Annotated in this window: 18 protein-coding genes; 8 read left to right on the top strand and 10 right to left on the bottom strand. The window is 49.2% G+C overall.

All coding sequences use genetic code 11. From position 1 onward, the window contains the following. Nucleotide 1 precedes the first annotated feature (1 nt). Nucleotides 2–3,256 (bottom strand): SusC/RagA family TonB-linked outer membrane protein, encoded by a 3,255-nt coding sequence (locus ACQ4MZ_RS02985; protein ID WP_430842800.1) that lies wholly within the window; start codon nucleotides 3,254–3,256, stop codon nucleotides 2–4. A gap of 777 nt (nucleotides 3,257–4,033) precedes the next feature. On the opposite strand from ACQ4MZ_RS02985, the gene ACQ4MZ_RS02990 reads away from it, so the two are divergent. From ACQ4MZ_RS02990 to ACQ4MZ_RS03010, 5 genes are all read left to right on the top strand, one after another. Further along, nucleotides 4,034–7,240, top strand: a complete 3,207-nt coding sequence (locus tag ACQ4MZ_RS02990) for a SusC/RagA family TonB-linked outer membrane protein (RefSeq protein WP_430842802.1) — start codon at nucleotides 4,034–4,036, stop codon at nucleotides 7,238–7,240. Between the two features lie 11 nt (nucleotides 7,241–7,251). Further along, the gene (locus ACQ4MZ_RS02995; protein ID WP_430842804.1) at nucleotides 7,252–8,730 is read left to right on the top strand and encodes a SusD/RagB family nutrient-binding outer membrane lipoprotein; all 1,479 of its coding nucleotides are present in this window, start codon (nucleotides 7,252–7,254) and stop codon (nucleotides 8,728–8,730) included. 49 nt (nucleotides 8,731–8,779) lie between these two features. Continuing rightward, nucleotides 8,780–9,388, top strand: coding sequence for a DUF5011 domain-containing protein (locus ACQ4MZ_RS03000; RefSeq protein WP_430842806.1), 609 nt, complete (start codon nucleotides 8,780–8,782; stop codon nucleotides 9,386–9,388). Nucleotides 9,389–9,399: 11 nt separating this feature from the next. Further along, entirely contained in the window at nucleotides 9,400–9,900 is a 501-nt protein-coding gene (locus ACQ4MZ_RS03005) for a lipid-binding protein (RefSeq protein WP_430842808.1), read from the top strand. A 114-nt stretch (nucleotides 9,901–10,014) separates the two neighbouring features. Next, nucleotides 10,015–11,358, top strand: coding sequence for an amidohydrolase (locus ACQ4MZ_RS03010; protein ID WP_430842810.1), 1,344 nt, complete (start codon nucleotides 10,015–10,017; stop codon nucleotides 11,356–11,358). A gap of 1 nt (nucleotide 11,359) precedes the next feature. Here the strand turns inward: ACQ4MZ_RS03010 and ACQ4MZ_RS03015 are convergent, their stop codons facing one another. From ACQ4MZ_RS03015 to ACQ4MZ_RS03055, 9 genes are all read right to left on the bottom strand, one after another. Then, the gene (locus ACQ4MZ_RS03015) at nucleotides 11,360–12,160 is read right to left on the bottom strand and encodes an SDR family oxidoreductase (protein WP_430842812.1); all 801 of its coding nucleotides are present in this window, start codon (nucleotides 12,158–12,160) and stop codon (nucleotides 11,360–11,362) included. A 9-nt stretch (nucleotides 12,161–12,169) separates the two neighbouring features. Then, nucleotides 12,170–13,102, bottom strand: coding sequence for a S66 peptidase family protein (locus ACQ4MZ_RS03020; RefSeq protein WP_430842814.1), 933 nt, complete (start codon nucleotides 13,100–13,102; stop codon nucleotides 12,170–12,172). Nucleotides 13,103–13,107: 5 nt separating this feature from the next. Continuing rightward, the gene (locus ACQ4MZ_RS03025; RefSeq protein WP_430842816.1) at nucleotides 13,108–13,377 is read right to left on the bottom strand and encodes a Txe/YoeB family addiction module toxin; all 270 of its coding nucleotides are present in this window, start codon (nucleotides 13,375–13,377) and stop codon (nucleotides 13,108–13,110) included. Between the two features lie 26 nt (nucleotides 13,378–13,403). Continuing rightward, nucleotides 13,404–13,622, bottom strand: a complete 219-nt coding sequence (locus tag ACQ4MZ_RS03030) for a DUF2683 family protein (RefSeq protein WP_430842818.1) — start codon at nucleotides 13,620–13,622, stop codon at nucleotides 13,404–13,406. 55 nt (nucleotides 13,623–13,677) lie between these two features. Continuing rightward, a complete protein-coding gene (locus tag ACQ4MZ_RS03035; protein ID WP_430842820.1) occupies nucleotides 13,678–13,998 on the bottom strand; it encodes a DUF721 domain-containing protein in 321 nt (106 codons plus the stop codon). A 66-nt stretch (nucleotides 13,999–14,064) separates the two neighbouring features. After that, nucleotides 14,065–17,046 carry a glycoside hydrolase family 3 N-terminal domain-containing protein gene (locus ACQ4MZ_RS03040; RefSeq protein ID WP_430842822.1) on the bottom strand — a complete coding sequence of 994 codons (2,982 nt, stop codon included), beginning with the start codon at nucleotides 17,044–17,046 and terminating at the stop codon, nucleotides 14,065–14,067. A 25-nt stretch (nucleotides 17,047–17,071) separates the two neighbouring features. Continuing rightward, a complete protein-coding gene (locus ACQ4MZ_RS03045; RefSeq protein ID WP_430842824.1) occupies nucleotides 17,072–17,344 on the bottom strand; it encodes a UPF0175 family protein in 273 nt (90 codons plus the stop codon). Nucleotides 17,345–17,421: 77 nt separating this feature from the next. Next, nucleotides 17,422–18,564, bottom strand: coding sequence for a chromate efflux transporter (gene chrA / locus ACQ4MZ_RS03050; protein ID WP_430842826.1), 1,143 nt, complete (start codon nucleotides 18,562–18,564; stop codon nucleotides 17,422–17,424). Nucleotides 18,565–18,621: 57 nt separating this feature from the next. Continuing rightward, nucleotides 18,622–19,578 (bottom strand): isopenicillin N synthase family dioxygenase, encoded by a 957-nt coding sequence (locus ACQ4MZ_RS03055; RefSeq protein ID WP_430842828.1) that lies wholly within the window; start codon nucleotides 19,576–19,578, stop codon nucleotides 18,622–18,624. 218 nt (nucleotides 19,579–19,796) lie between these two features. On the opposite strand from ACQ4MZ_RS03055, the gene ACQ4MZ_RS03060 reads away from it, so the two are divergent. The 3 genes from ACQ4MZ_RS03060 (at nucleotide 19,797) to ACQ4MZ_RS03070 (ending at nucleotide 25,279) form a co-directional block, all read left to right on the top strand. Next, nucleotides 19,797–20,384: an RNA polymerase sigma factor gene (locus ACQ4MZ_RS03060; RefSeq protein ID WP_430842830.1), complete on the top strand. Its 588-nt coding sequence runs from the start codon at nucleotides 19,797–19,799 to the stop codon at nucleotides 20,382–20,384. Nucleotides 20,385–20,477: 93 nt separating this feature from the next. Further along, nucleotides 20,478–21,617 carry a FecR family protein gene (locus tag ACQ4MZ_RS03065; protein WP_430842832.1) on the top strand — a complete coding sequence of 380 codons (1,140 nt, stop codon included), beginning with the start codon at nucleotides 20,478–20,480 and terminating at the stop codon, nucleotides 21,615–21,617. Nucleotides 21,618–21,781: 164 nt separating this feature from the next. Beyond that, a complete protein-coding gene (locus ACQ4MZ_RS03070) occupies nucleotides 21,782–25,279 on the top strand; it encodes a TonB-dependent receptor (RefSeq protein ID WP_430842834.1) in 3,498 nt (1,165 codons plus the stop codon). The last annotated feature ends 15 nt before the right edge of the window (nucleotides 25,280–25,294 follow it).

Here is a 25,294-nt window from a genome sequence, read left to right on the forward strand (position 1 = left end):
CTTAGAAACGGAATTTAACATTGAAACCATAGTTTCTTACAGCCGGGTAAGCACCGCTTTGGTAACCGCCCGCGCCATTCAGCAAACCTGAGCCCAGACCTTCTTCGGGATCCTGGAACTCCATGTTCTTGTGAATGATCCAAAGGTTACGTCCGATCAACGAGATGTCGATCTCTTTGAATGCACGCAGTTTGCTTACGATCGCCTGCGGAAGTGCGTAAGTAAGTGCGACTTCTCGCAGTTTGATGTAGCTCGCATCGTAGATGTACATCGCTCTTGGCGGGTTGCCAGGGTAACCGTATGCGGTAGCACCGTTTCCGTCTACGTTCGCGGCACGAATAGTGTTAGGCGTTCCGTCGGCTTGCACACCCGGGAACAATACGCCACCACCTTGCGAAACAGGGGATCTTTTAGGATTACCCAATTCGTTCAGACCTGCCGTGATCGGGTAAAGACCGGTTCCTTCGCCATACCATTGATCCAACGACCACACATCTCCGCCATGACGGATATCAAGCAGGAAGCTCAGTGACAATGTTTTGTATTTCAGTGTGTTGCTTACGCCACCGATCCAGTCTGGATTGGGGTTACCAATGATTTCTGAAGAGCTGGCGGTTGCGGCGTAAATACCGTTGGTTTTAACCACTTTCTGGCCGGTTCCTTCGTGGTATACGAAGTTGGTTCCACGGATCACACCAAATGGCTGGCCTTCCGCAGCATTGATCGAAACACCTCCCTGAAGACTCGCGATCTGTACGTTGGTTACTCTGGTAGCACCTTCTCCGTAAAGGCTGATCACCTTGTTACGGTTTCTCGCAAAGTTCACATTCAGGGTCCACGAGAAGTCCTGAACTTTGATCGGCGTTACGTATGCAGAGATTTCGATACCCTTGTTCTGTACTTCACCCGAGTTTACATAACGAAATGCATAACCGGTTGCGGCAGTGATTGACACAGGAAGGATCTGATCGAGGGTCGATGAACGATAGTAGGTAAAGTTGAAACCTACTCGGTCATTCAGGAATGCACTTTCAAGACCGAATTCATAGTTTTTCGTTCTCTCTGGTTTCAGCTCGCGATTGTTTTTGGTATTTCTTAGTGTGAAATAGGGAATACTACCCAGTCCGGTTGGTTTGTCATACACGTCGATGGTACTACCCCATGGCGCGTCGTTACCTACTTCTGCGTAGTTGGCGCTCAATTTCGCCATGGTCAGCCAGCTGAGTCTTTTCAATCCTTCGAGGTTGGAAATGTTGAAGTTGGCACCAATGGCAGGATAGAAGTACGTGTTCTGACCTTTGACCAAAGTCGTCGATTTGTCCTGTCTTGCGGTAAGATCAAGGTTTACGAGGTCTTTGTAGCCAAATGAAGCCTGCGCGTAAAGACCATCCACACCGATTCTTCTGTATGTTTCGGTAGGCGCTTCGATCGGGTTAGCTGAGTTCGAAAGCGAGAACAGGCCTGGAACAACCATACCGCCGTTTGTTTGCGCGCGGATCGAGTTTTCAGTTGAACGGCGCATGCTTCCACCTGCCAAACCGGAGAAGTTAATATCCTTCGTAATGGCTTTACGGAAGTTGAAAATTACATCCAGGTTGGTCTCGTTGAAACCTCTGTTATAGCGCTTGTACTGTGCAGGGTCGGAGCTGCCGAATGCGATGCGCTCTTCCTGCATATCCTGAGTTCCGTTGTAGGCAAAACGGGTAGTCAGGTCGACCCATGGAGCGATTTTGTAAACTGCTGCTGCGTAACCGAAGAAGTTATCGCGAGAGTCATTCGAGAAGTTTTCGTAACGTGAGAAGTACGGGTTTTCCGAGTAAATCGGACCGTTATCCTCGAATGGAGCCGTTGGGTCTCCCCAGTTCCAGGTTACATCTTGTCTGTTTCTGAAATAGGCCGCTTTTTGTTCGAGCAGGTCAACGTTAGTCTGGAACCACTGTCTGAACTGCTGGTTAGGGTTTTTGCCGTCATAACCTGTTCCGTAACGTCCCACACCTTTCACTTGAGAGTAGTTGGCATTGGCAGAGATCGTCAGTTTCTTGGTCAGGTCAAATGAAGCCGAGAAGTTGAAAAGGTTTTTCCCCAGTTTACTGTTGGGAAGCACACCTTTTTCGTCGCTGCGCGTGTAGCCTACTTTAAATGTCGTGTTTTCGCCACCACCCAGGATGCTTACGCTCTGGTTGGATGTCACGGCTGTTTCGAAGAATGCATCCGGCCCGTTTTTAGCAGCTACCCATGGAGTCATTTTGCCATAGGTAGGGGAGCTTGGGTCGATCGCATCCCATTGGTACACCAGTCTGTTAGGATCAAATTTTGCTCCGAAAGAAGCATCGGCATCGAATACGGCAATGTCGCCCTCACCTGAGCCGAGGTTGCCGCGGTAGAACTGGTCTTTCGCTCCGTCGCCGCCATAACCTGCACCATATTCCTTCTGGTACTTCACATAAGTGCTTTTGTCGATCTTGCCCCATGTAACACCGCTGTTCACAGTTACATCGAAGCTGTTTTTACGACCTTGCTTGGTAGTCACGAGGATTACCCCGTTGGAAGCACGCGAACCATAAAGTGCGGTAGCCGCAGCACCTTTCAGTACGTTGACGGACGCGATGTTGTCCGGGTTGATATCGGAAGCGGCATTACCGTAGTCGGTACCGGCGCGACCTGTCTGCTGATCGGTAGAGTTGGTGTTGGCATTGGTAACAGGTACACCGTCGATTACCCACAATGCCTGGTTGTTACCGGTAATGGATTTGTAACCACGGATGACCGCGCTGGTCGAACCACCCATGTTATTGTTGGTTTTGATATCAAGACCGGCGATTTTACCTGCGAGCGCATTCATGACGTTCGGGTTACGGGCCTGTACGATCTGCTCGTTGTTGATCTGCTGGGCCGCGTAGACAAGCTCATTTCTCTTACGCTCTTGTCCGAGGGCCGTTACCACAACTTCCTGAAGCTGGCTGACATCACTTTTAAGTGTGACGTTGATGACGGACTGGTTTCCAACGATCACTTCCTGTGTTTGAAAACCGATAAAACTGAAAACAAGCGTAGCACCGGCTGAGGTGGAAATTGTGTACTGGCCCTGGGTGTCGGTGGTGGTACCGCGAGTAGTACCTTTCAAAGAAATGTTAACACCCGGAAGTGTCGAGCCATCGTCGGCGGTGACCTTGCCGGTCACGGCGAGATCCTGGGCGTGAAGCTGCGTCAGAAATAGCAGCAAACAACCCATTAAGGAGCATAAAGTCTTCCTCATAAATTAAGTTTAAAGTTAGGTTTGTTATGTAAACATACTGTTGCAAAAATAACTATTAGTTTAACCAGTACAACCTTTTCATTGCGAATTTTCAAAATTTACTTTGGCTTGACTGCGGGATATGGAGAATTTTCTATGCAGAAGTCGTGATTTTTTGCAATTTTTTCAAATATGTGAAATTTTCAAAAACAGGCTTGATTTTAACTAATTGTTAACAATAGATGTCTTTTTTTGAGGAATTTACATTTATTGGGGAAAAGATCCCCAATGGTGAAAATGTGGATGCTTTAATTACGGTGACTGTATACGTAATAAAATTGAAGAATGAATCTAAATAAAGTGATTCTGAAAAAGCGTAAGGATTAGCAATGTCCCGCCATCGACGGTTTTTTGATAAATATTTGCATTTTTTTAATATTGTTTGTAGCTTAATATAAATTTTTGAGCCCCAGAAATGGGCCATTTGCGGCCCAGAAACTACACCCTCCACAGTACGCTACTTTTAGCAAATATTTGAATTGTTTGAAAATCATCTAAGAAAAGGGAGAAGGCGTTGCAATTTTGATTGCGAATATGCGGAAAGCATGAAGTTCTAACAAATACGTTTATCGAGGTGTTTTTGTTATTCCTGCTAACAAACTGACAATGAAAGCCGGTTTGTACCAAATTATATTCTGGGCATTGATTTGGAGGGCATTGTAATTGATTGAAACAAGAATTAGTTTTGTAACCTTGACGCAATTAATATCCTATTTAAACAAACTTTAAATCCTTAGTATGAGAAAGACTCTACTGTTTCTATTCTTAGGGTGCTTATTGATTCCTGGCTGGCAGGCGTTCGCCCAGGATAAACAAGTATCGGGAGTTGTGACCGCCGACGACGGAAGCGTGCTCCCCGGTGTAAACATCACCCTGAAAGGTACAACCAGAGGTATCACTTCCGATATCGACGGTAAGTACACCATTACAGCCCCCTCTTCCGGAACGCTTGTGTTCTCATTTGTCGGTTATCTTAGCCAGAGCATTGTGGTCGGTTCAAAATCGACGATTAACGTAACGCTCGTGGCGGATGCCCAGCAACTCGGCGAGGTGGTCGTAACTGCACTCGGTATTTCGCGCGAACGTAAGTCGCTCGGTTACAGTACCGCTACCATTGCCAATACATCCATCACAGAAGCTCGCAACACCAGCCCGCTCGATGCGCTCAACGCGCGTGTGCCGGGTCTGTCTGTGAACACCGCATCGGGAGCACCGGGAGCGTCGACCGTCCTGAACATCCGCGGTTTCAACTCTGTGACCGGTAATAACCAGCCGCTGTTCGTTATCGACGGTGTGCCGATGAACAACCGCGGTAACACTTCGTCAACCAACGCGCAAAATGGCAATGATGATTTCAACCGTTCGATGGACTTTGGTAACCAGATGAACGATATCAACCCTAACGAGATTGAAAGCGTTACGGTACTGAAAGGTATTTCGGCATCCGCGTTATACGGTAGCCGCGCGGCTAACGGTGCGATCCTGATCACCACCAAAAGAGGGAAGTCCGGCAAAACGCAGGTTGACATTTCGTCCTCGTTTGCGAGGTCACAGGTATTGCGCGTTCCTCACCTGCAAAATACATACGGCCAGGGATGGAGCGGTTTGTTCGACCGCATTGAAAACGGGTCGTGGGGACCTAAACTCGATGGCAAAACACGCCTCTGGGGTAATGTGGTAGATAACTCTCAAATGCTGAAACCTTTCTCGGCGCAGGAAGACAACCTGAAAGATTTCTTCGACAAAGGTTACGAATGGAACAATAGCATTGCGGTATCGGGCGGCACCGAAACTGCCAATTATCGTGTGGCTTATTCCAATGCGACAGCCGACGGGGTCGTTCCTACCAATGCCGACTCTTACAAACGTAACACGTTGAGTCTGAACGGAGGTCTGAAGCTGGATAAATTCTCCGTGAACTCCAACATTAACTACGTTCACAAAAACCAGAAAGTGGTTGCGACCGGCCAGGGCGACGATGCAGGTGGCGGTAAAGTAGTATGGCAGGAGATCATTCAGATCCCTCGTGACCACTCGATCGTGGATTCAAAAGCATTGCTGGATCCTAATAGTCCCTACTACAAGTTCATGACGTTGGATAATTATTTTACGCCATACGCACAGAACCCTTACTGGACATTGTACAACCAGGGAAACAATTACGACGAGGACCGGATTTTCGGTAACATCGAATTTGGCTACCAACTGCTGAAAAACCTCGATGTGAAATACCGGGTGGGTGGTGACTATTCCGATGCATTCCAGAAAGACTGGGGTAACGTCGGTAAAATCTCGGATAGTGCCCCTAACAGCACAGCGAACGACGTTTTCGGTGGTGTGTCGCAACTTGCGCGTCAGAACCGTCAGTTCAATAGCGACCTGATCTTTAATTTCAAACACAATTTCGGATCGCGTTTCGACGTACAGGCATTTTTGGGGCACAACCTCAACGAAAGAACTGCGCAAACCAACTTTGCAAAAGTTACCAACCTCGACCTTCCAGGGTTTTATAGCCTTTCGAACAGCTCCATAACACCTACCACGTTCGCTACCACGAGCAAACGGCGTCTTGTGGGTATCTATGGTCAGGCTGTATTCGGCTTCGACAACTGGTTGTACCTCACAGTGGGTGCACGTAACGACTGGACCAGTACACTGCCAAAAGGTAAAAACTCCTACTTCTATCCAAGCGCGAGCATCAGCGCCGTGTTATCGGATGTATTCAAATTGCCGGCGGAGATTCCTTTCGTGAAAGTGCGTTTCGCGGCGGCATCGGCGGGTAACGACGCAGACCCTTATCAGGTTTATTCCGTATACGTGCCGGGCTCTGTTCGCGCGGGTGGGTTTGGTAATATCAACTTCCCATTCGGTGGTCTGAATGCATATGAAGTTTCCAACAACCTTGGAAACCAGAATCTGAAGCCGGAGATTTCCACCGAATACGAGGGAGGTCTTGAACTGGGTTTCTTCGGAAGACGTGTGGGACTAGACCTGAGCTACTATAACAAACTGACCAAAAACCAGATCATCAGCCTTGCTCTCGAACCTGCAACAGGTGCTACTACGCAAACTGTGAACCTGGGTAGCGTACGAAACAAAGGGGTTGAATTGGCATTGAACCTGATCCCCGTTCGTACAGAGAAACTCGAATGGGGGGTAACAGTGAATTATAATAAGATCTGGAATGAGGTGGAATCACTCGGTCTGGAAGGCGGTTCAGGAAATATCCTGCTGAATAGCAGCTACAATGTAAAACTGCGCGCCGTAGTAGGCAAGCCGCTGGGTGCTATTTACTCGCCGGATGTGCAGCGTGATCCAAACGGAAACGTCATTGTGAACCCGACAAACGGATTGCCGCTTGTAAGCTCCGAAGAAACATACAGAGGCTCAATCAATCCGAATTATACTTTGGGGGTATCTACTTACCTGGATTACAAAGGCTTCAAATTCAGCGCGAATGGTGACTACCGTAATGGTGGCGTGTTCTACTCTTACACCGCCCGTTTGAATTACTTCAACGGAAATGCATATATGACACAGTATAACGACCGTGAACCGTTTGTTGTACCAGGTTCCGTTGTAAAAGTAGGCGAGGACAGCTATGCACCTAATACCACTCCGGTATCCCGTGCGGATGTGTTCACTTACTACGGCGGATCAACCTCGGCGAACGAATATAACCACGTGCTGCCGAAAACATTCTTCAAACTGAGAAACGTGTCACTCACCTATTCAGTGCCTAAGAAGGCGTTGGCAAAGCTGCCGGTAAGAGGTGCATCTGTGGGTGTATTTGGCCGTAACCTGGTGCTGTGGACACCTAAGGCCAATCACGTCGTTGACCCGGAAGCCAATACGTTTGGAACCAGCCTGAAAAACCTCTATGGTGAATTCGCGGCAGGCCCTTCTACTGCAACGTATGGTGTTCAGTTAAATCTATCATTCTAATTAGGCTTCAAATGAAAGGTATTATAAAAAATAGTGTTTTGCTGCTTGCAGCACTTTCACTAGGCTCCTGCAACGATTGGCTCGATGTAAACGAAGACCCGAACAACCCGACCAATGTGGCGCCGGAGTTTGTGTTGCCGGCTGCACAGGCGTCAATCGTGGCTTCTGTCGGAAGTGATATGGCCATTATCGGAGGGCTTTGGTCGCAGCACTGGACACAGTCCAATGCAAGTTCCCAGTACCGCAATATCGACTCTTACGATCTTAACCCGTCGGACTACAACAACATGTGGACGGAGTTTTACGCGGGTGGGTTGAACGACCTCGAGGATGTTAAAATCAAAGCCACCGCTGCGGGTAATAACAATATGGTATTGCAGGCAGTAGCCGTTCAATCCTTCGGTTACCAGATGTTGGCTGACTTTTTTGACAAGATTCCTTTGACGGAAGCTCTACAGGTGGAAACCATTAAGGCACCCAAATACGACGACGGCCCTGCGGTATACGCGGAGTTGCTGAAAAGACTCGACGCCGCTCTCGCGCTCGACTTCAACAACGGAAAATCCACGGCGGTAGCTTCCGACCTGATTTTCGGCGGCATGAGCGCCGACAATCAAATCGATCATTGGAAACGCTTTGTGAACACGTTGAAACTGAAATTGTACCTGCGCCAAACTGCAAGCCCTAACTCGGCTCAGGCGATTACAGCTATCAAGTCCATGCTGGATTCGAAGACGCCTTTCCTGGAAGACCATGCAGCATTGACCAAATTTGTGGACGAACCCAACCGCAGTAATCCATTGTATGAGACCAACGTCCGTCAGCTGAACACGGGAACCAACCTGCGCCTTAGCCGCACATTGATGACCTATTTGCAGGCCAACAACGACGATGCGCGTCTCGCTGCTTACTTTACACCGGGTCCCACCGGGCAGAGCGGTCTGGAACAAGGCGATTTCAATAACACTGTCATCGCACCCGCGACCCCTAGCGTAGCAAGAATGACAGCTACTGACCCATTCTATTTTTTCAGTATCGACGAAGTATACTTCCTGTTATCGGAGGCATACCTGCGCATTGGCAATGACGCGAAAGCGAAGGAGTTTTACGAAAAAGCTGTTCCTGCGGCTTACGCGAAATTCAACGTTGCATTTGACGCCAAGAAGATTGCCAAAGGTGGTGTTTACGAATACCCATCAACCGGAACTATGGAGGCAAAGCTGAAAGCGATCATCTACCAGAAATGGGTAGCGATGTTCCGTCAGGGATACGAGTCTTATCTGGACCAGGCGCGTACCGGTTATCCTGAGAAATCGCCTGTACGTTCAACGGCAAACAATTACGTGCCGGGTCAATGGACGGTGTCTGAGGAATCTGTAATCGGAAACGAGTTGCCTAAACGACTCCCTTACACTTCCGCTTCGCGCGATGGTAACATTAATGCACCTGCTGCCGTGCCTATTACGGCCAAAGTTTGGTGGATGAAGTAAACACAGGTCATTGATAACAGAAACTATGAAAAGAGGAATAAAACTGATAATGATAGCCCTGACCCTGTTTGCCACATTTTCGTGCGAAGAGGATAAGGTGACAGAAGGTATCTCGAAAATTACCTATTACCCCGTTATCACATTGAAAGGTGAGCAATGGAATCAGGTAGCGGTGGGAGGCACTTTTACAGACCCCGGCGCAACTGCTAAGGAAGGAGATACGGAGATTCAGGTGAAGGTATCCGGAACAGTGGATACAAAAACACCAGGTGTTTATGTGCTCACTTACGATGCCGTGAACAAGGATGGATACTCGTCGACAGAGTATCGTTACATAGGAGTGATCTCTGCTGCGGCGACGGCCGACATTACGGGGAGCTATCAGAGAAATGGTGGTGCGAACGGTATTTCAAAAGTGACGAAGGTAAGTGGCAACCTGTACAAGGCCGATAATGTTGGCGGTGTTGCAGTACCGGCACCGGGAGACGCTGTTTTGTTCTATTACTTTGATAAAGGCAAAATAGGTGTTCCTTACCAACTCACTTCCGGTAATGCATTCGAATGTATCAATGCATCCATCAAGGAAGGGGTGTCTTACAGCTGGGTTGTGATCAATCCGGGCTACGGTACAGCGCTTCGTACTTTTGTAAAACTTTAAAATTGTGGTTTATGAAATATATAAAGTATTCTCTGATATTATTGGTGTTCGGCCTGTTGTCCTGTGATCTGGGCAGCGAGCCAACCATCGAAGGGACCAAATTACAGGCGATGTGTGGTGAATGGTACATAGGCGTTTTTGCCAACGGAGAGGATATAGGAGATGGCGGACGCTTCCTTATTACCACTTCGAACACTGCGGCCAACAACGAAACCGACCTGATCATCAACGATCACGAGTTGCTCACGCCTGATGCGGACCCTGTGGCCGTTGTTGCCAAGGTAAATTTGCCCGCGATGACTTTTGACAAGGCGGATAAGCTGCCAAATATGGAAGCCGGAAAGTCCGCCATTTCGATTATCGAAGGTAAAATTCTCAAAGGTGCCGCAACTTCGACGGGTGGAAACAAAACAGATTCCATTTACGTGAAGTTTACTTTTGAAAAAGACCCTACAACGCAGTGGATATATGCCGGCTATCGCCGCACAGGTTTCCTCGAAGACGAGCATTAATTGGTAAATATTTGCAAGTTCAAGGCCTTATCCATTACGGGTAAGGCCTTTTTTGTTTTGGAACGAAAGAATTTCTTTCCGATCTTGAAAAACCTGATTCTTTAACATCTTCCTATGACAACTCCTTTTACAGACAAAATTTTTAACAAATTCAGCAGGGTGTCTGCTGCGGTACTGATCGCTGTTATCGCCGGACAACCGGCATCTGCGCAGTCACCATTAGCGAAATCGATCGACCTGAAAGCACCCGCATTGGAAAAGAAACTAGTGGCGTGGCGGCGTGATTTTCACCAAAATCCGGAGCTGGGCAACCGAGAGTTCAAGACGGCCGAGAAGGTCGCCAACCACCTGAAGCAACTAGGCATCGAGGTGACAACCGGCGTTGCGCATACCGGCGTGGTAGGAATCCTGAAAGGCGGCAAGCCGGGGCCTGTGGTGGCGCTGAGGGCTGATATGGATGGTCTGCCGGTGGCTGAACGGGCGGACGTTCCTTTTAAATCGAAAGTAACGACGGAATACAAAGGGCAGACTACGGGCGTCATGCACGCATGTGGGCATGACACGCATATTGCGATACTCATGGGCGTGGCTGAGGTGCTGGCATCGATGAAAAACGACCTTCCCGGTACCGTTAAGTTTATATTCCAGCCGGCCGAAGAAGGGGCGCCGGAAGGCGAGGAGGGAGGTGCGGAACTGATGGTGAAAGAAGGAGTGCTCGAAAATCCGAAAGTCGATGCGATTTTTGGCCTGCATATCGACTCGCAGATCGAAGTGGGAAAGATTTCTTACCGCCCTGGCGCGACGATGGCTGCCGTGGATTTTTTTAGTATTGACGTAAAAGGAAAACAAACGCACGGCGCTTACCCGTGGTCGGGAGTCGATCCGATTGTAACCTCTTCGCAGATAGTGACTGCATTACAGACGATCGTCAGCCGTAACCTGGACCTCACCCACGCACCCGCGGTCGTGACTATTGGCGCAATCCATGGCGGCGTGCGGCAGAATATCATCCCTGAATCGGTTAAAATGATCGGTACCATCCGGACTTTCGACGAAAACATGCATTCGTACGTGCATAAGCGCCTGAATGATATTTCAACCAACATCGCCGAAAGTGCAGGAGCCACGGCTACGGTCGATATTGATGTAATGTACCCTGTTACACACAATGACGAGGCGTTGACCGCCAAAATGATCGGGACGCTGGAGAATGTAGCCGGGAAGGAGAATGTAAATGTGATCCCGGTCAAAACCGGGGCTGAAGATTTCGCTTTTTACCAACAAAAAGTACCAGGCTTCTTCTTCTTTTTAGGAGGTATGCCAAAGGGTAAAAGTGTTGCGGAAGCGGCACCGCACCACACGCCCGATTTTTATGTAGATGAAGGTAGTCTCGTACTGGGCGTGCGTTCCATTGCCCGCCTGGCCACCGACTACCTCGAAAAAGCGAAAGCCAAATAGGTTATTCCGGAATGTTCTTCCTGACCTGATCAAACAGCAGGTTCGGGAAGAACCTTTTGAGATAAATAGCAGCTACCTCTTTAAATCCGCCAATATAGATTTCCTTTTTATCTTTTTTGACAGCGTCGAGGATCTTTTCGGCGCAAACATCCGCCGGAATGCCTTTGGCCTGGTTGCTGTCCATTTTGCCGAATTTATCGCCCGATGCATTCAATGCATTCAAAGAGATATTCGTGCGGATGTAGCCTGGACAAATGGTCGTAACCTTGATATTGTGCTGATAACCTTCGGCGCGCAGCGAATCGTAGAAGCCTTGCAATGCATGTTTGGCCGCATTGTAGCCTGAGCGCATGATGGTGCCAATTTTCCCGGCAACACTGCTCATCACAATGAAATGCCCCGACTGCCGGGCGATCATATGCGGTAACACGGCTTTGGTAAGTGCTACCGTGCTGAAAAAATTGACATTCATCAGGCTTTGATAAACTTCCAGGTCGGTATCGTTGATGTAGGAGCGTTGGCTAACACCTGCATTATGCACCATCACGTCGATCTGTCCGAAACGGGCAATTGCCTGTTCTGCAGCAGGTTTCGCCTGCTCGAATTGGGTAACATCCAAAGGGAGTACCAGCACATCTGCGTCGGGTAATGCGGTTTGTTGCTTTACTCTTTCCAACTCCTCACGGCGGCGAGCAGTAAGCACGAGTTTCGCCCCTTCTTTGGCAAAGGCCATCGTCAACGCCTCGCCGATACCCGACGATGCCCCGGTAATCCAGACAACCTTGTCCTTGAAATTTGTCATATCTCTAAACTAAACAGCTGTGGAATTTAAAAGAAAGCGGAGCTCTACGGCCTGCTCCGATACGTTGAATGCCGCCTGCATGCCGACACCCATGGCACGGTTGTCGCCGACATGGCCCACCGGGAAATCGTAGCAGACCGGATAATCGAACTCAGCCACATGCTCTGCTATAATTTCATATGCGTCCTTGCCAAACGTAGGGCTATTGTTGTCCTTCATATCGGTAAACTGTCCCACGACAAGCCCGGCCAGCTTATCCAGCTTGCCTGAGCGTTTGAGCTGAATCATCATCCGGTCGTGGTTGTACAGATATTCATTGATATCCTCGATAAAAAGGATTTTACCTTCGGTATCGATCTCCGTTTCCGACCCGATCATATGCGCCAGCAGGCAAAGATTGCCTCCCACTACTTGCGCGACGGCATTACCGGTACGATTTAATGCATGTGGGGCTACCTCATATGCAGGCATTTCTCCGAAAAGCATCTGTCTCAGGGATTCCGCTGCCACTTCTGCGCCCGCACACGTAATCGTTTTGGCCATCGGCGCATGAATGCTCGCATAACCCAGCTGGAAAGTTCTCGAAAGAAAGGCCGTCAGGTCGCTGAAACCGACGATCCACTTAGGGCTTTGGAGGAATTTGTCAAAATTGAGCTTGTCCACGATCCGGGAACAGCCGTAGCCGCCGCGGGCGGCAATAATGGCTTTAATGGAAGGATCGTCGAGCATTTGCTGCATATCCGCCAGCCGGTCTCCGTCGGAAGCCGAAAACTGATTGAATGCCGTCCTCAGCGTTTTTCCTTCCACTACTTCAAGCCCCCACTGCCCGTTAAGCAGCCCGATACCAGGCATAACATCTTCATACTTCACAATACTGGCCGGAGCCAAAACCCCAACGCGGTCGCCAGGTTTCAGAAATGCAGGAAATAGGATTGGATTCATTCAGATTAACACGCAATGCCTCCGATTGCTTTTATTTGGAAGGCAAAGATAGGGACTAGTAGGCCTTTCAGAGAAAGAATATATATGGTTTGGTCAACGATCTCGTACACAATACGATGTTCATGGCTGATCCTTCTGAAATACTTTTCAGCCAGTTCATATTTCAAAAGTTCAGGTTTTCCGATTCCTTCCGTTGGTGTATCAGCGATGGCTTCGATAAGCTGTTCTATTTTCTTGATGATGATCTTGTTGCCGGATTTATGCCAGAATGACAAGTGTGTGATCGCTTATTCGGTAAATGTTATTTTGAATTTACCAGATCCCATAGATTAGTACCGGGTTCGTATTTAACGGTTTTGCCCTCCTTGATTTGTTGCTCGCTTTCCTTGATCATGGCCACGAATTCCGGATCGTATGGTTTTTCCTCCCTTTCTTCGAATGCCACTTTAAATCCCCGCAAAAGTGCTTTCACAGCCTCAATTACTTCCTCTTTCTCGGTTTTAATCGTCAGCGTAGTCATACCCTTCATATGGTTATTGCGGATTGAAATTACAAATTTTTTGCGTGGGAAGAAATCAGACAAAGATCACATCCTCCACGAGCGCACTGCCCATTTCCCGGTTAATCAGCTCGATGATCTTGCCTTTCGCGCGGAAAAGTTCGTTGCGAAGCGGAGCGGATTCGATTTGCAGGAAAAGGATGTTGTCTTTGATATACACTTTTTGGGTACGGGTGGCAATGGCCGAACCCATGATCTTGTCCCAATGCGCGACCACATAGGATTGGTCGAAACGGCTACGCAGCTTGTACCTATCGAGCATTTGATCGATAGCCTCCTTCAACGGCGTGATTCCAGGCCGTCGGGACGCTTTTTCTTTATCAAACCGATAGTACATGATGGTAATCTTATTCGTGAGAGTTACAAAGGTAGCAAGTTCAGGGTTCGGTGCGGGTAACCGCGGTTACTTTTTTAAAAGCTGTTCGTAAACCACGTCCATGATCGACGTTCGGATGTTCAGCGTCGAGATTTTGTTGTTCTCACGAGTCGGATACACACGATTCGACAAGAAAACGTAATTCAGTCCCCAGGCCGGATCAGCCCAGGTCATAATACCCGTGTAGCCGGTATGTCCGAAACTCGACGGGCTTGCATACTTCGGTGCATTTCCTGTGTATTTGAATGTAGGCTTGTCGAATCCGATACCGCGCCGGCTCCCTTCCTCAGGATATTGGTAACGTGTAAACTCAATCAATGCATCTTTGCTCAGCAACTGCTGGCCGCCGTAATAGCCATCCTGCAAATACATTTGCCATACTTTCATCACATCATTGGAAGTGCCGAAAAGCCCGGCATGGCCGCTAAGTCCGCCCAGCATGGCCGCCGCCTCGTCGTGTACCTGGCCGTGCAGCTGTGTCATGCGGAAGAACGTGTCGCGCTCCGTAGGCACAATGTCGTCCAGTTTATAAAAGCGTTTCGGGTTGAAAGTGAGTGTATTGGCGCCGAGCTTGTGATAGTAGTGGTTTTTGATATAATCTTCAAAATCCTCACCGCTCAATCGTTTTACGATTTGAGGATAAAGTATAAATGAAAGGTCGCTGTAAACGTAACCTTCCTTTTCATTTAAAGGCGAGTTGCGGATAGATTTGAAAATCGTTTTGTCGTAATTCTTGAAAATAAACAAACTGTCGTCCACCACCGAAGTAGGGTAACGCTTGGACTGCTTGGTACTGAATGTCTTCTTTTTCCAACTGCCGTCCGCTTTTTGGGCTTCTTTCCACAGCACAATAAATGCTTTCAAGCGTGCGCTATGCGTGAGCACTCGGCGCCATTGCAGGTCGGCTTTGTTGGAGCCTTCAAAGTCGGGCAAATAATCCTTCATAGTAGCGTCCAGGTCAAACTTTTTCGCATCCCAAAGACTCATCAATGCGAGGGTGGATGCCGTGATTTTGGTTACCGAAGCCAGGTCATACAAATCCGTCAGTTTTACCGGATGATTGCCTTCATAGGTATGTTTGCCGTAAGCTTTGCGGAAGAACACTTTCCCATCCTTGGCCAGTTGCACGACGCAGCCGGGCGTGGCCTTTTGCGTTACCGCGGCATTAGCAATAGAGTCTATTTTAACCGTAATCACTTTCGAATCCAGCCCAAGTTCTTCGGGAATGGTGTATTTCAATCTACCCAGCGCCGGGGTTTCGATTCCCGCATTGTAAGGGTATTGGGCATTCACCGTCACTGGCAGCTTGCCCAATGCCGGAATAGCCCCGAAGATGAGTTGTGCCGATAAATCCTGGGTATACGGTGTAAGCTGGTAAGCCATTACCAGTGCTTTCGCGTCATCGGTTTTAGGCATTTTATTCAAGGCATAGGGATTGCCGAAAACAGAAACCACGGCCTTTTTGGTAGCGATCAGTTCCTGCAAAACCGTGCTCATCGGCTCGGTAAGGCCATAACTCGTGCGTGGAGAAATGCTGCCCAAATGCACGCCTACCAGCAAGAGATTGTAAACATTCAGTTTAGACCGCAGGGCGTCTATTTGCTCTGCCGTAGCTTTGGCAGGAATATAATAATGATCGACCGTGGTGTAAAGTCCCAGCGTATTCTGGAAAGTAGTGACCGTATCAGCTCCCACCGAAATGGAAGCGATTTTCAGCGTATCCAGCCCGCGGAGCGGCAGAATGCTATTGTCGTTTTTAAGTACCGTAAGGGCTTTTTCAGTAAGCAGTCGATTGGTGAGCTCGGCTGCCTTGGGATTCAGGTCTTCGTAGAGGTTATTAAGATCAACCGGCTTATAATGGTTCAGCCCTGCCCATGCTTTTGCTTCCAGCACTTTCCGGCAGCGGTAGTCGATCTCCGCCTGGGTGATTTTGCCTTCGGCAATGCTCTTTTTGATTTCGGTGATGGATTTGTTTACATCTTCGGTGAATTCCAGCAAGTCCATGCCCGCTTCGAGACCCATGGCATCGGCCCTGCCGTCAGGAAAGAATTTGGTAACGCCTTTCATATTCATGGCGTCGGAGTAGATCAGCCCTTCAAATCCCAGTTGGTCGCGAAGCAGCTTGCTTACAATCGGTTTGGAAAGGGTAGAAGGCAGGTTCGGTGTTTTATCCAGCGCCGGAATGCTCAAATGCGCAATCATCATACCGCTCAATCCATTATCGATCAGCGCACGGAAGGGGTAAAGTTCCAGTGAATCAATGCGTTGGACAGAATGCGAAATCAATGGCAGATCGTAATGCGAGTCGGTGCCGGTGTCGCCATGACCAGGGAAGTGCTTTGCGCTGGTTAAAAGACCATTATCCTGCATTCCACGCATGTAGGCAACAGCTTTTTCAGCGACTTTGTATTTGTTCTCGCCAAAAGACCGGAAGCTGATCACCGGGTTATTGGGATTATTATTCACGTCGGCCACCGGTGCGAAGTTAATATGCATGCCCAGTCGCCGCGCTTGTTTCGCAAGTTGTGCGCCCATTTGGTAAATCAGGTCATTATTACCTTGGATGGCCCCCAAAGTCATTTGATAAGGATAACGAACAGTACTGTCAATCCGCATCGCCAGCCCAAACTCGGCGTCCATCGCCACGAGCAATGGCACTTTGGAAATCGACTGATAGTAGTTGGTCAGCTGTGCCTGAGGCACCGGTCCACCTTGAAAAAATACGATTCCACCGACCTTATTTTCACGGATCAGCTTCTCCACTGCGGCTGGATTGCTGGTTTTTGGATCGATGAGTGCCCGTTTGGTATCGGACACAGCCGCAACCATGATCAGCTGCGCAATACGCTCATCGGGTGTCAGCGTCGCAAAAACGGAATCAACCCATTGCCGGGACGCGTTCGTGTTGTTTTTCTGTAAAAAGCCCGGTGGAGAGCTGATTTGGGCTTTTGTACTGGTAAATGCTGTTATGAAAAGGAGTGTAACTAGGGCTAGGTGGTGTCTGGTCATTGGGTTTGGGAAACTTATGCTGGTACTATAATTCATTCACATTTTTTGAAGCTCCTTTTTGGGATAATTTTTTTAACGTTTCTAGATCGGCGTGTAAATCTTCAACATCGTAGTGCCAGGCAATTTTACGTTTTCCGAGTTCCTGCTGAAAGCGAATGCTACCCAGTCCGGTCATGGTTCCGCCTTGACCGACAGTAATTTTACCATCTTCATACAGCCGCACCGCCAGTTCGATCCTCAACTCCTGCTCGGAGAGCCCGGTACTTTTGATTACATTATCATTGAGTTCCAAAAGCATATACTACCGTATTAAGTTATTGAATGAAGTCTAAGTAAATATACATAATCTTTCCCGTTCTCTGGCTAAAATGCCCATCAAAACACCAGCCCCAGCAACAACCCGGCCAGAATGATCAGATACGAAGGAACCTTGCCAAATGCAACAACAATCAATGTAGCGATAACGGTTGCCATTGGCTGAATGCTGGTCATCATTGGCTGAAAGAGCGAGATCGCCGCGGCGATGGTGAGACCGCAGCTGGCGGCGTGGATGCCTTCAAGGGAAGCGCGGATGCCGCGGTAACGTTTCAGCTGGTCCCAGAAAGGGTAGGCGAAAAAGATGAAGAAAGTGCCCGGCAGAAAGATCCCGGCCGTAGCCACAATTCCTCCGACAATCTGGCCGAACCAGCCGTTGGATTGCAGCGATACGCTTCCGACAAACGTGGCGATGGAGAATACAGGCCCGGGTACCACCTGGGTGAGCGCCATCCCGGCGAGGAATTCCTGCTCGGTCAGGTAGTGCTTGAACTCCACAAATTCGTTGTACAAAATGGGGATTAGTACCTGCCCGCCGCCGAAAACCAGGCTTCCGTTCCGGTAGAAGTTTTCGAAAAGCCTTACCGGCAATGAATTCGTGATTTTACCGATAATGGCCGCGGTAATCAGCACGGAAATCCAGAAGATAATAGGCCGCCATTTGATGCGGATCTCAGCCTTCTCCATTTTCTCGTGCTTCTTGAAATTGAGTGAAGCCGCTACACCTCCGCAGACGATCAGCACGGGCGTCATATATGGAGATGGGTACGTATAAGCGAGGATCGTCGAGATTACCAGCAGTGTCCAACCTTGTGTATTGTGGATCACTTTTCGGGCAATGGAGGAGGCGCCATACATCAGGAACGCGACTGCCATGGGACCCACAAACCGCGTAAAGTCCAGTGAAATCGCATTCCGTTCGAGGTAATGAATGCCTATTGCTGCCAGCGTCATGAGGATCATCGCCGGTAGCGACCATACGAGCAACGTCAGATAGGCTAGCGGTTGCCCGCCTATTTTCAGGCCTATCGCCGTGACCGTCTGCGTGGAGCTAGGGCCTGGTAATATCGAGCAAAGCGCCTGTAATTCAAGTAGTTCTTCTTCTGTTACATACCTTCGCTTATGTACCAGCCGCTCGATCATCATCATCAGGTGTACCTGCGGTCCCCCGAATGCCGTGAGCGACAGCAGGAGGATGTCCATCAAGTAAATGATGTAACGAAATCGACGGATAGGTGGGTAAGACAAGCTGAGGGTACTTTATTTTTTCAAACCGAGCTCCCGCAAACGTTCATCAAGAAACTCCCCGGCAGTCATGTCGGTGTACAACTTCGGTTGTTCGACGGTAATACAGCTTTCAAGGCTGGTCAGGTCCATATCGGCGCGCGGGTGCATGAAAAACGGAATCGAATACCTGGAAGTGCCCATTTTCTCCCGCGGCGGGTTCACTACGCGGTGAATGGTCGATTTGAGCTTGTGGTTCGTGAGCCGGTCGAGCATGTCGCCTACATTCACAACGATCTGATCGGGTAATGCGGTAATAGGGATCCACTCACCGTCACGGCGTAGCACTTCGAGGCCTTCCGCGCTGGCGCCCATCAGCAAGGTAATGAGGTTGATATCTCCGTGTGCTGCGGCCCTTACAGCACCTTCCGGTACCAATTCGGGATTAGGAATAGGGAAGTAATGTAATGCGCGAAGCAGGCTGTCGCCGTTTTTGACCTTGTCCTCAAAATAATCTTCCGGTAGGCCGAGGTAAATGGCAATGGCGCGCAGCAGCATTTTGCCGGTATTTTCGAAAGTACGGTAAACTTCGAGGGTATATTTTTTGAAATCGGGAAATTCCTCGGGAAAGATATTGGACGGCATTTGTCCGATGGGTTCAGGCTGGCCTACGTGGTAAAATTCCTTCAAATCGGCTACTTTGAAACCTTTTGCCGTTTCTTTGCCTTTGCCGATATAACCGCGCTGGCCGAACAACTCGGGGAACTCGTACTTTTTCTTGATGTCGTCCGGCTGCGAAAAGAATTGCTTTACACTTTCGTAAAGATCATTGCGCAGCGTATCGCTTAATCCGTGATTTTTAATGGCTACAAAACCGATGTTGGTAAATGCCGCGCCGAGGTCTTCGACAAACTGCTGCTTCCGCTGGGCATCTCCCGATGTAAAATCGGCCAAATCGAGCGACGGGACTTCATTCAATAGTGCTGGTTCCATGTTGATTGCTTTTTTGATGCAAAGTAAAAAGTATCTGCGCACTTGGCAAGCATGCCGGTGGCACCAAATGCATTGGTATAAAAATAGGGAGAAGAAACAGGAGATATTTAATAACTTTCATAGATACTCATTAAATTTAATCCCCGTTTGGAGAACCCTGTTTGGGAAAAACGTTTCAGAGAAACGTTTTTAAGGAAATATGCATTGAACTTTGCGCTATGACACATTCAGACCCGGATCATGATACCTGGCTACGCTTCATTTCCGGCGATCCCGATGCGTTTAGCGACCTTTATGACCAGTATGCCAGCGTGCTGTACGCGTTCGGTATGCGGTACAGCACAGACCGGGAACTGGTAAAAGATTGTATTCACGACCTTTTCATTGATTTGCATGGTTACCGGAAAAATCTGGCCCGGGATGCCAATGTAAAATTCTACCTGCTCAAATCACTCCGCAGGAAGTTGCACCTCGCACACCGGAAATCGTCGATGCTGCGATTTGACCGTTGGGATACCGAAGATTCACTGGCGATCAATACATTCAGTTTCAGTATTGAAGAAGAGCTGGTTGTCAGTGAAAAGGAGCGGGAAACCTTGCAACACCTTGCCGCCGAGATCAACCTGCTTCCCGACCGCCAACGGGAGATATTGTACCTGCGTTTCCATCAGGATCTCGATTATGATGAAATCGCTGCGATCATGCAGATTTCCGTCCCTACCTGCCGCACTTTCGTATACCGCGCTCTCAAACAACTGCGCGGTAAACTTGAATTCGGGGTTATCTTGTTGATAATGTGCTGTTAAGAAAATATTTTCTATTTTTTGTTAAAATAAATCCTCTCAGAAGTCTATATCAGTGGCATGCTGCGCTCTTGTAGTTTAAACAAGCGCACTTCCATGAAAAGAAAACGCAACAAGCAGGAGCCGATACCAGGTCCCGAGCACCTGACCGAAGAGGAAAGAGTGGCCGGCGAGCGGGCGAAGCTGCTGTTCAAAACCCTCCGTAACGAAACCTTTTCACCTGATGAAAAGGATGCACTCTGGAACCAGGTAGGCGAAACTATCTCGCAGAGGAAACAAAGATCATTCAACACATTCTGGATTGCCGCGGCGGCTTCGGTGACTTTGCTGTTGCTGGCGGGCGTGGGCTATCTCGTGTTTTACAAAGATTCCGCCCGTACCATGCAGGAGGTTGCCGCCCGCGGCGTGAACGAACCGGACGAAACCCAACTGATCCTCGGCGATAAACGGGTGATTAGCTTGCGGAAAGATAATTCGAGCCTGGAATACAAAGACAACGGTGCGCTCATTCAGGTTGACTCTTCATCGACAATAGATCAGCAGGTGGCCGGGGATCAGCAGTTTAATACATTAGTCGTGCCTTATGGCAAGCGGTCGGTGCTGACGCTTGCCGACGGGACGCGTATTTGGCTGAACTCCGGCTCAAAGCTGGTTTATCCGTCGCATTTCGATAAAAGACTGCGCGAGGTGTACCTCGAAGGGCAGGCGTATTTCTCAGTCACCCACGAGGAAAACGCGCCTTTTTATGTACATACCAAAGATATGGAGGTAAAAGTGCTGGGCACGGAATTCGACGTAAGTGCTTATGACGACGATCCTTACACGGCCACTGTGCTCACCAAGGGCAGCGTAGAGCTCACGACGCAGCGGCAGACACTCTTCGGGTCGAAAAAGACAAAGATCTCACCGGGGACGCGGGCCGTCTTCGATCAGGATCAGGCGGTGCTGCAAACGCATCAGGTGAACGTCCAGCAATATATTTCCTGGAAGGATGGCTATCTGGCCCTGAATGTCGCGCCGTTGTCTGAAATTATTAAAAAGCTATCAAGGTATTACCGGGTAGATATTGAACTAAAACAACCGAAACTCGCGGGTGTCAAATTCGGAGGAGACCTGATTCTGCAAGACGACGTCCGCGACGTATTGAAAGTGCTCGCGCTGACCACCGGGCTTAATTACAAACAACAACCTAACGAAAGGAGGTACGTATTGGAGGAAAGCGCTATCAAACCATAAAAACGGGAAACGCGGCAACGTTTCCCGAATCTTCACACTTGCCGGCAAGCAAGTGATCCTTAAACCATTGTATTAACAAAAGTCAAATCAAATTTATGAAAAAATTTGACCAGAAAGGGTATTGCCCTTTGGGAAAATTGCACCCATCAAAACTGCTGAGAATCATGAAACTGACAGTTATGCTGTTATGGATCGGGATGATGAGCGTGCATGCAACGGGGTATTCTCAGAAAAGCAGGATGGATGTCAAAATCCGGAACGGAAATCTGGGCACACTGTTCAGGCAAATTCAGGAACAAACCAGTTATCGCATATTTTACAGGGATGATCTTTTTTCGGGAAGACAGGAAATCAATATTAATCTGGACCTGAAAAATGAAACCGTGCCGGCTATCCTGAATGCCGCGCTCAAAGGAACAGACCTGACGTATAAGGTAATAGGTAAGCAAATCGCGATCTACAAAAAGGAGGAGCACGACGGGGCCGGCCCCGTGCGGAACATTAATGTGCCGGCAGTGCCCGAGGTGGTTATCCGGGAAATTACCGGAACCGTCGCCGATGCGAAGGGGAATCCGCTGCCGGGTGCGACGGTGATTGTAAAAGGAACCGATAAAGGAACGTCGGCGGATGCGAGCGGGAAGTTCACGGTGGAAGCCGAAGCGGGCGATGTGCTGGTGGTTTCTTTTATTGGGTATCTCAAAAAAGAACAGACAGTTGGCTCGCAAACAACGGTGAGCATCCAGCTGGAAGAAGATCTGAACGGACTGGAAGAAATTGTGATCGTAGGGTACGGCTCTCAACGTAAAGCGACCATCACTGGCTCGATCGCGACCATTACTACCGAAGATTTGAAGCAAAGCCCGACTGCCAGCATTACCAACGCATTGGCGGGAAGGCTACCCGGATTGTTCGCGAACCAGTTCAGTGGTGGCGAGCCGGGCGTAGACCGCAGCGATATTTTCATCCGAGGTACCGCTACTTACGGAAATAAAGCGCCGATCGTGATCATCGACGGCCTCGAACGGAGCATGGATTACCTCGCACCTTCGGAGATCGAGACGTTTACAATCCTGAAAGATGCTTCGGCCACAGCGCCTTATGGTGTGCGTGGGGCGAATGGTGTAATCCTGATCACAACCCGACGCGGAAAAGTGCAGGATAAGGCGACTGTGAACTTCAAAGCGTCGGTCGGTATCAACAAACCGGTGAAATTCCCGACCTACCTCGGTTCGGCGGACTATGCCATGCTTTACAATGAAGCGAGAAGAAATGATAATCCTGATGCCGACCCGGCAACGCTGAACCTGTTCTCGGATCAGGCTATTGCCGATTTCCGCAAGGCAAAAGGGGATAACTCCGATGGCCTGGGCTATAATTGGAATTACTTCGATTATGCGTTCAAGCCGGGTGTGCAGCATGATTACAGTTTGTCTATTAGCGGTGGATCGTTGAGGGCCAGGTATTTCGTCCTGGCCAACTACTTCCAGCAGGATGGTAACTACCGACACACCGATCTGGCGGCGAATAGCACGCAGGCCGTGTTCAAGCGTTACAATTTCCGCTCGAACATCGATATCGACATTACGGACAATTTTTACGCTAAACTGGACCTCGGTGCCCGCATTACCGACCGTAACGCGCCGGGCACAACCGCCGCCCGCATTGTGGAGCTGGCCAATACCCAGCCTTCGTACCTGCCGATCATCGTGGAACCGAACGACGACCCCGCCAACAAGGTGTTCCAGGCTAATAACCCACTAGGAATGCTGTATGGCGACCAGATTTACCGCTTCAACATTCTCGGAGAGCTCAGCCGTACCGGTTTTTTGAATGAGAAGAATACGTATCTCAATGGTTCATTCTCGCTGGGACATAAGCTGAATTTTATTACAAAAGGTCTGGCCATTGAGGGAATGTTCTCTTACGACGCCAACGACGGCGGCTGGATCGATCGCAAAGTGGGTACCTATTCGGAAGGTTACCGCGAATATCCGGGTTATGCCACATTTGTTCCTACTGTGGGAAGCGACATTTATCGTACACCGGGGCATTACACGGGTGCGTACAAGTCGGGGAACAAATACAATATCGACCAAACGATCGGGAACGGGTATAGCAACAATAACAATGAAAGCCGCGCCTATTTCCAGGCCAAGCTCGACTATATGCGGAATTTTGGATTGCATGATGTGACAGGCATGGTGCTTTTCAACCGGTCGAAGCGGGTTATCAACAACCAGGTGCCGTTCAGCTATCAGGGCGTTACGGCCCGCGCTACCTACGGCTATGATGACCGTTATTTGCTGGAAGTGAATGCGGCTTATAATGGCTCTGAAAATTTCGCGAAGGGGAAGCGGTACGGCTTTTTCCCGTCGGTAGCAGCCGGCTGGGTCCTCACGAAAGAGCGTTTCATGACCAATACCCAAAACTGGCTTAATAATCTGAAAATCCGCGGCTCGTTTGGATTGGTAGGAAGCGACAAGATTCCTGACTACAAGCGTTTCATTTATCTGCAATATTTCGGACGGCGCGATGGCGATTACAATTTTGGTACGGATAATTTCGGCTCGGGTGCCGGCGGCTTCCTGTCGGAGGGTGACCTGGCCAATCCGAACCTGACCTGGGAAAAGGCCCGCAAAACCAACATCGGTATCGACGCGACATTCCTGAAACGCCTTACATTGACGCTCGATATCTTCCGCGAACACCGCTATGACATCATTACCAACATGGGCGGTGGTAACAAGCTCGGCTTCCCTGACATCGTCGGCAAAGATGCCCCGTTCCTGAACTCGGGGATCGTGAACAACAAAGGTTTCGATTTCGAGATAGGCTGGACCGGCAGCATTGGCAAGGATTTCACGTATTTCGTTCGTCCGAATATGACTTTTGCCCGCAACAAGATCATTTTCATGAATGAGATTCCTTATGCTTCGCCCGGAAGGGCTAACACCGGCAAGCGTATCGACGAGCATTTTGACTACCTTTTCGATCGCTTCGTGGCGAACCAGGAAGAGGCCAATCAGCTGAATGCGATGAACAACGGCAGCGGCTTCCAGTCATTCGGTACGCTGCGGCCGGGGGATGTCGTGTACAAGGATCTGAACAACGACGGCAAGATCGACGACCTGGGCGACCGTACCGCCGTGGGTAACCCGCGTAACCCGGAGCTGATGTTCGGTTTGCCGGTGGGAGGTCGTTTCAAAAACTTCGATTTCAGCGCATTGTTCCAGGGTGCGTCTCGGGCATCAGTGCAGCTATCCGGCGCGGCAGTTTACGATTTCCCGCTTTTTGCCCAGGACAAATACGGCAAGGTGAAACCGATGCACCTGAAACGCTGGACACCTGAAACTGCTGCCACCGCAACGTATCCGGCATTGCATTTCGGCGATCATAGCAACAACAAGAATAACAATAGCAGCTTGTTTTTGTATGATTCGAAATACATCCGTCTGAAAACGGTAGAAGTAGGCTACAATCTGCCCAAAACGACGATCAAGAAGATCGGGATCGATAACTTCCGCATTTATGTGCAGGGCATGAACCTCCTTACCTGGGACGGACTCAAAGATGTGGATATGGATCCCGAAACCCGCGAGGGGTCGGGCGACTGGTACCCTATCCAGAAGGTGGTGAATTTTGGCGTCGACATTTCATTCTGATTTAACCTGATTTTT

Origin of the sequence: Dyadobacter sp. BHUBP1 (genome assembly GCF_050587785.1) — a bacterium.
Lineage (GTDB): Bacteria > Bacteroidota > Bacteroidia > Cytophagales > Spirosomataceae > Dyadobacter.

Bases quoted from the DNA above. Each gene is read 5' to 3' on its own strand.
- ACQ4MZ_RS02985 (WP_430842800.1), bottom strand. From the start codon at position 3,256: ATGAGGAAGACTTTATGCTCCTTAATGGGTTGTTTGCTGCTATTTCTG.
- ACQ4MZ_RS02990 (WP_430842802.1), top strand. From the start codon at position 4,034: ATGAGAAAGACTCTACTGTTTCTATTCTTAGGGTGCTTATTGATTCCT.
- ACQ4MZ_RS02995 (WP_430842804.1), top strand. From the start codon at position 7,252: ATGAAAGGTATTATAAAAAATAGTGTTTTGCTGCTTGCAGCACTTTCA.
- ACQ4MZ_RS03000 (WP_430842806.1), top strand. From the start codon at position 8,780: ATGATAGCCCTGACCCTGTTTGCCACATTTTCGTGCGAAGAGGATAAG.
- ACQ4MZ_RS03005 (WP_430842808.1), top strand. From the start codon at position 9,400: ATGAAATATATAAAGTATTCTCTGATATTATTGGTGTTCGGCCTGTTG.
- ACQ4MZ_RS03010 (WP_430842810.1), top strand. From the start codon at position 10,015: ATGACAACTCCTTTTACAGACAAAATTTTTAACAAATTCAGCAGGGTG.
- ACQ4MZ_RS03015 (WP_430842812.1), bottom strand. From the start codon at position 12,160: ATGACAAATTTCAAGGACAAGGTTGTCTGGATTACCGGGGCATCGTCG.
- ACQ4MZ_RS03020 (WP_430842814.1), bottom strand. From the start codon at position 13,102: ATGAATCCAATCCTATTTCCTGCATTTCTGAAACCTGGCGACCGCGTT.
- ACQ4MZ_RS03030 (WP_430842818.1), bottom strand. From the start codon at position 13,622: ATGACTACGCTGACGATTAAAACCGAGAAAGAGGAAGTAATTGAGGCT.
- ACQ4MZ_RS03035 (WP_430842820.1), bottom strand. From the start codon at position 13,998: ATGTACTATCGGTTTGATAAAGAAAAAGCGTCCCGACGGCCTGGAATC.
- ACQ4MZ_RS03040 (WP_430842822.1), bottom strand. From the start codon at position 17,046: ATGACCAGACACCACCTAGCCCTAGTTACACTCCTTTTCATAACAGCA.
- ACQ4MZ_RS03045 (WP_430842824.1), bottom strand. From the start codon at position 17,344: ATGCTTTTGGAACTCAATGATAATGTAATCAAAAGTACCGGGCTCTCC.
- chrA (WP_430842826.1), bottom strand. From the start codon at position 18,564: ATGGACATCCTCCTGCTGTCGCTCACGGCATTCGGGGGACCGCAGGTA.
- ACQ4MZ_RS03055 (WP_430842828.1), bottom strand. From the start codon at position 19,578: ATGGAACCAGCACTATTGAATGAAGTCCCGTCGCTCGATTTGGCCGAT.
- ACQ4MZ_RS03060 (WP_430842830.1), top strand. From the start codon at position 19,797: ATGACACATTCAGACCCGGATCATGATACCTGGCTACGCTTCATTTCC.
- ACQ4MZ_RS03065 (WP_430842832.1), top strand. From the start codon at position 20,478: ATGAAAAGAAAACGCAACAAGCAGGAGCCGATACCAGGTCCCGAGCAC.
- ACQ4MZ_RS03070 (WP_430842834.1), top strand. From the start codon at position 21,782: ATGAAACTGACAGTTATGCTGTTATGGATCGGGATGATGAGCGTGCAT.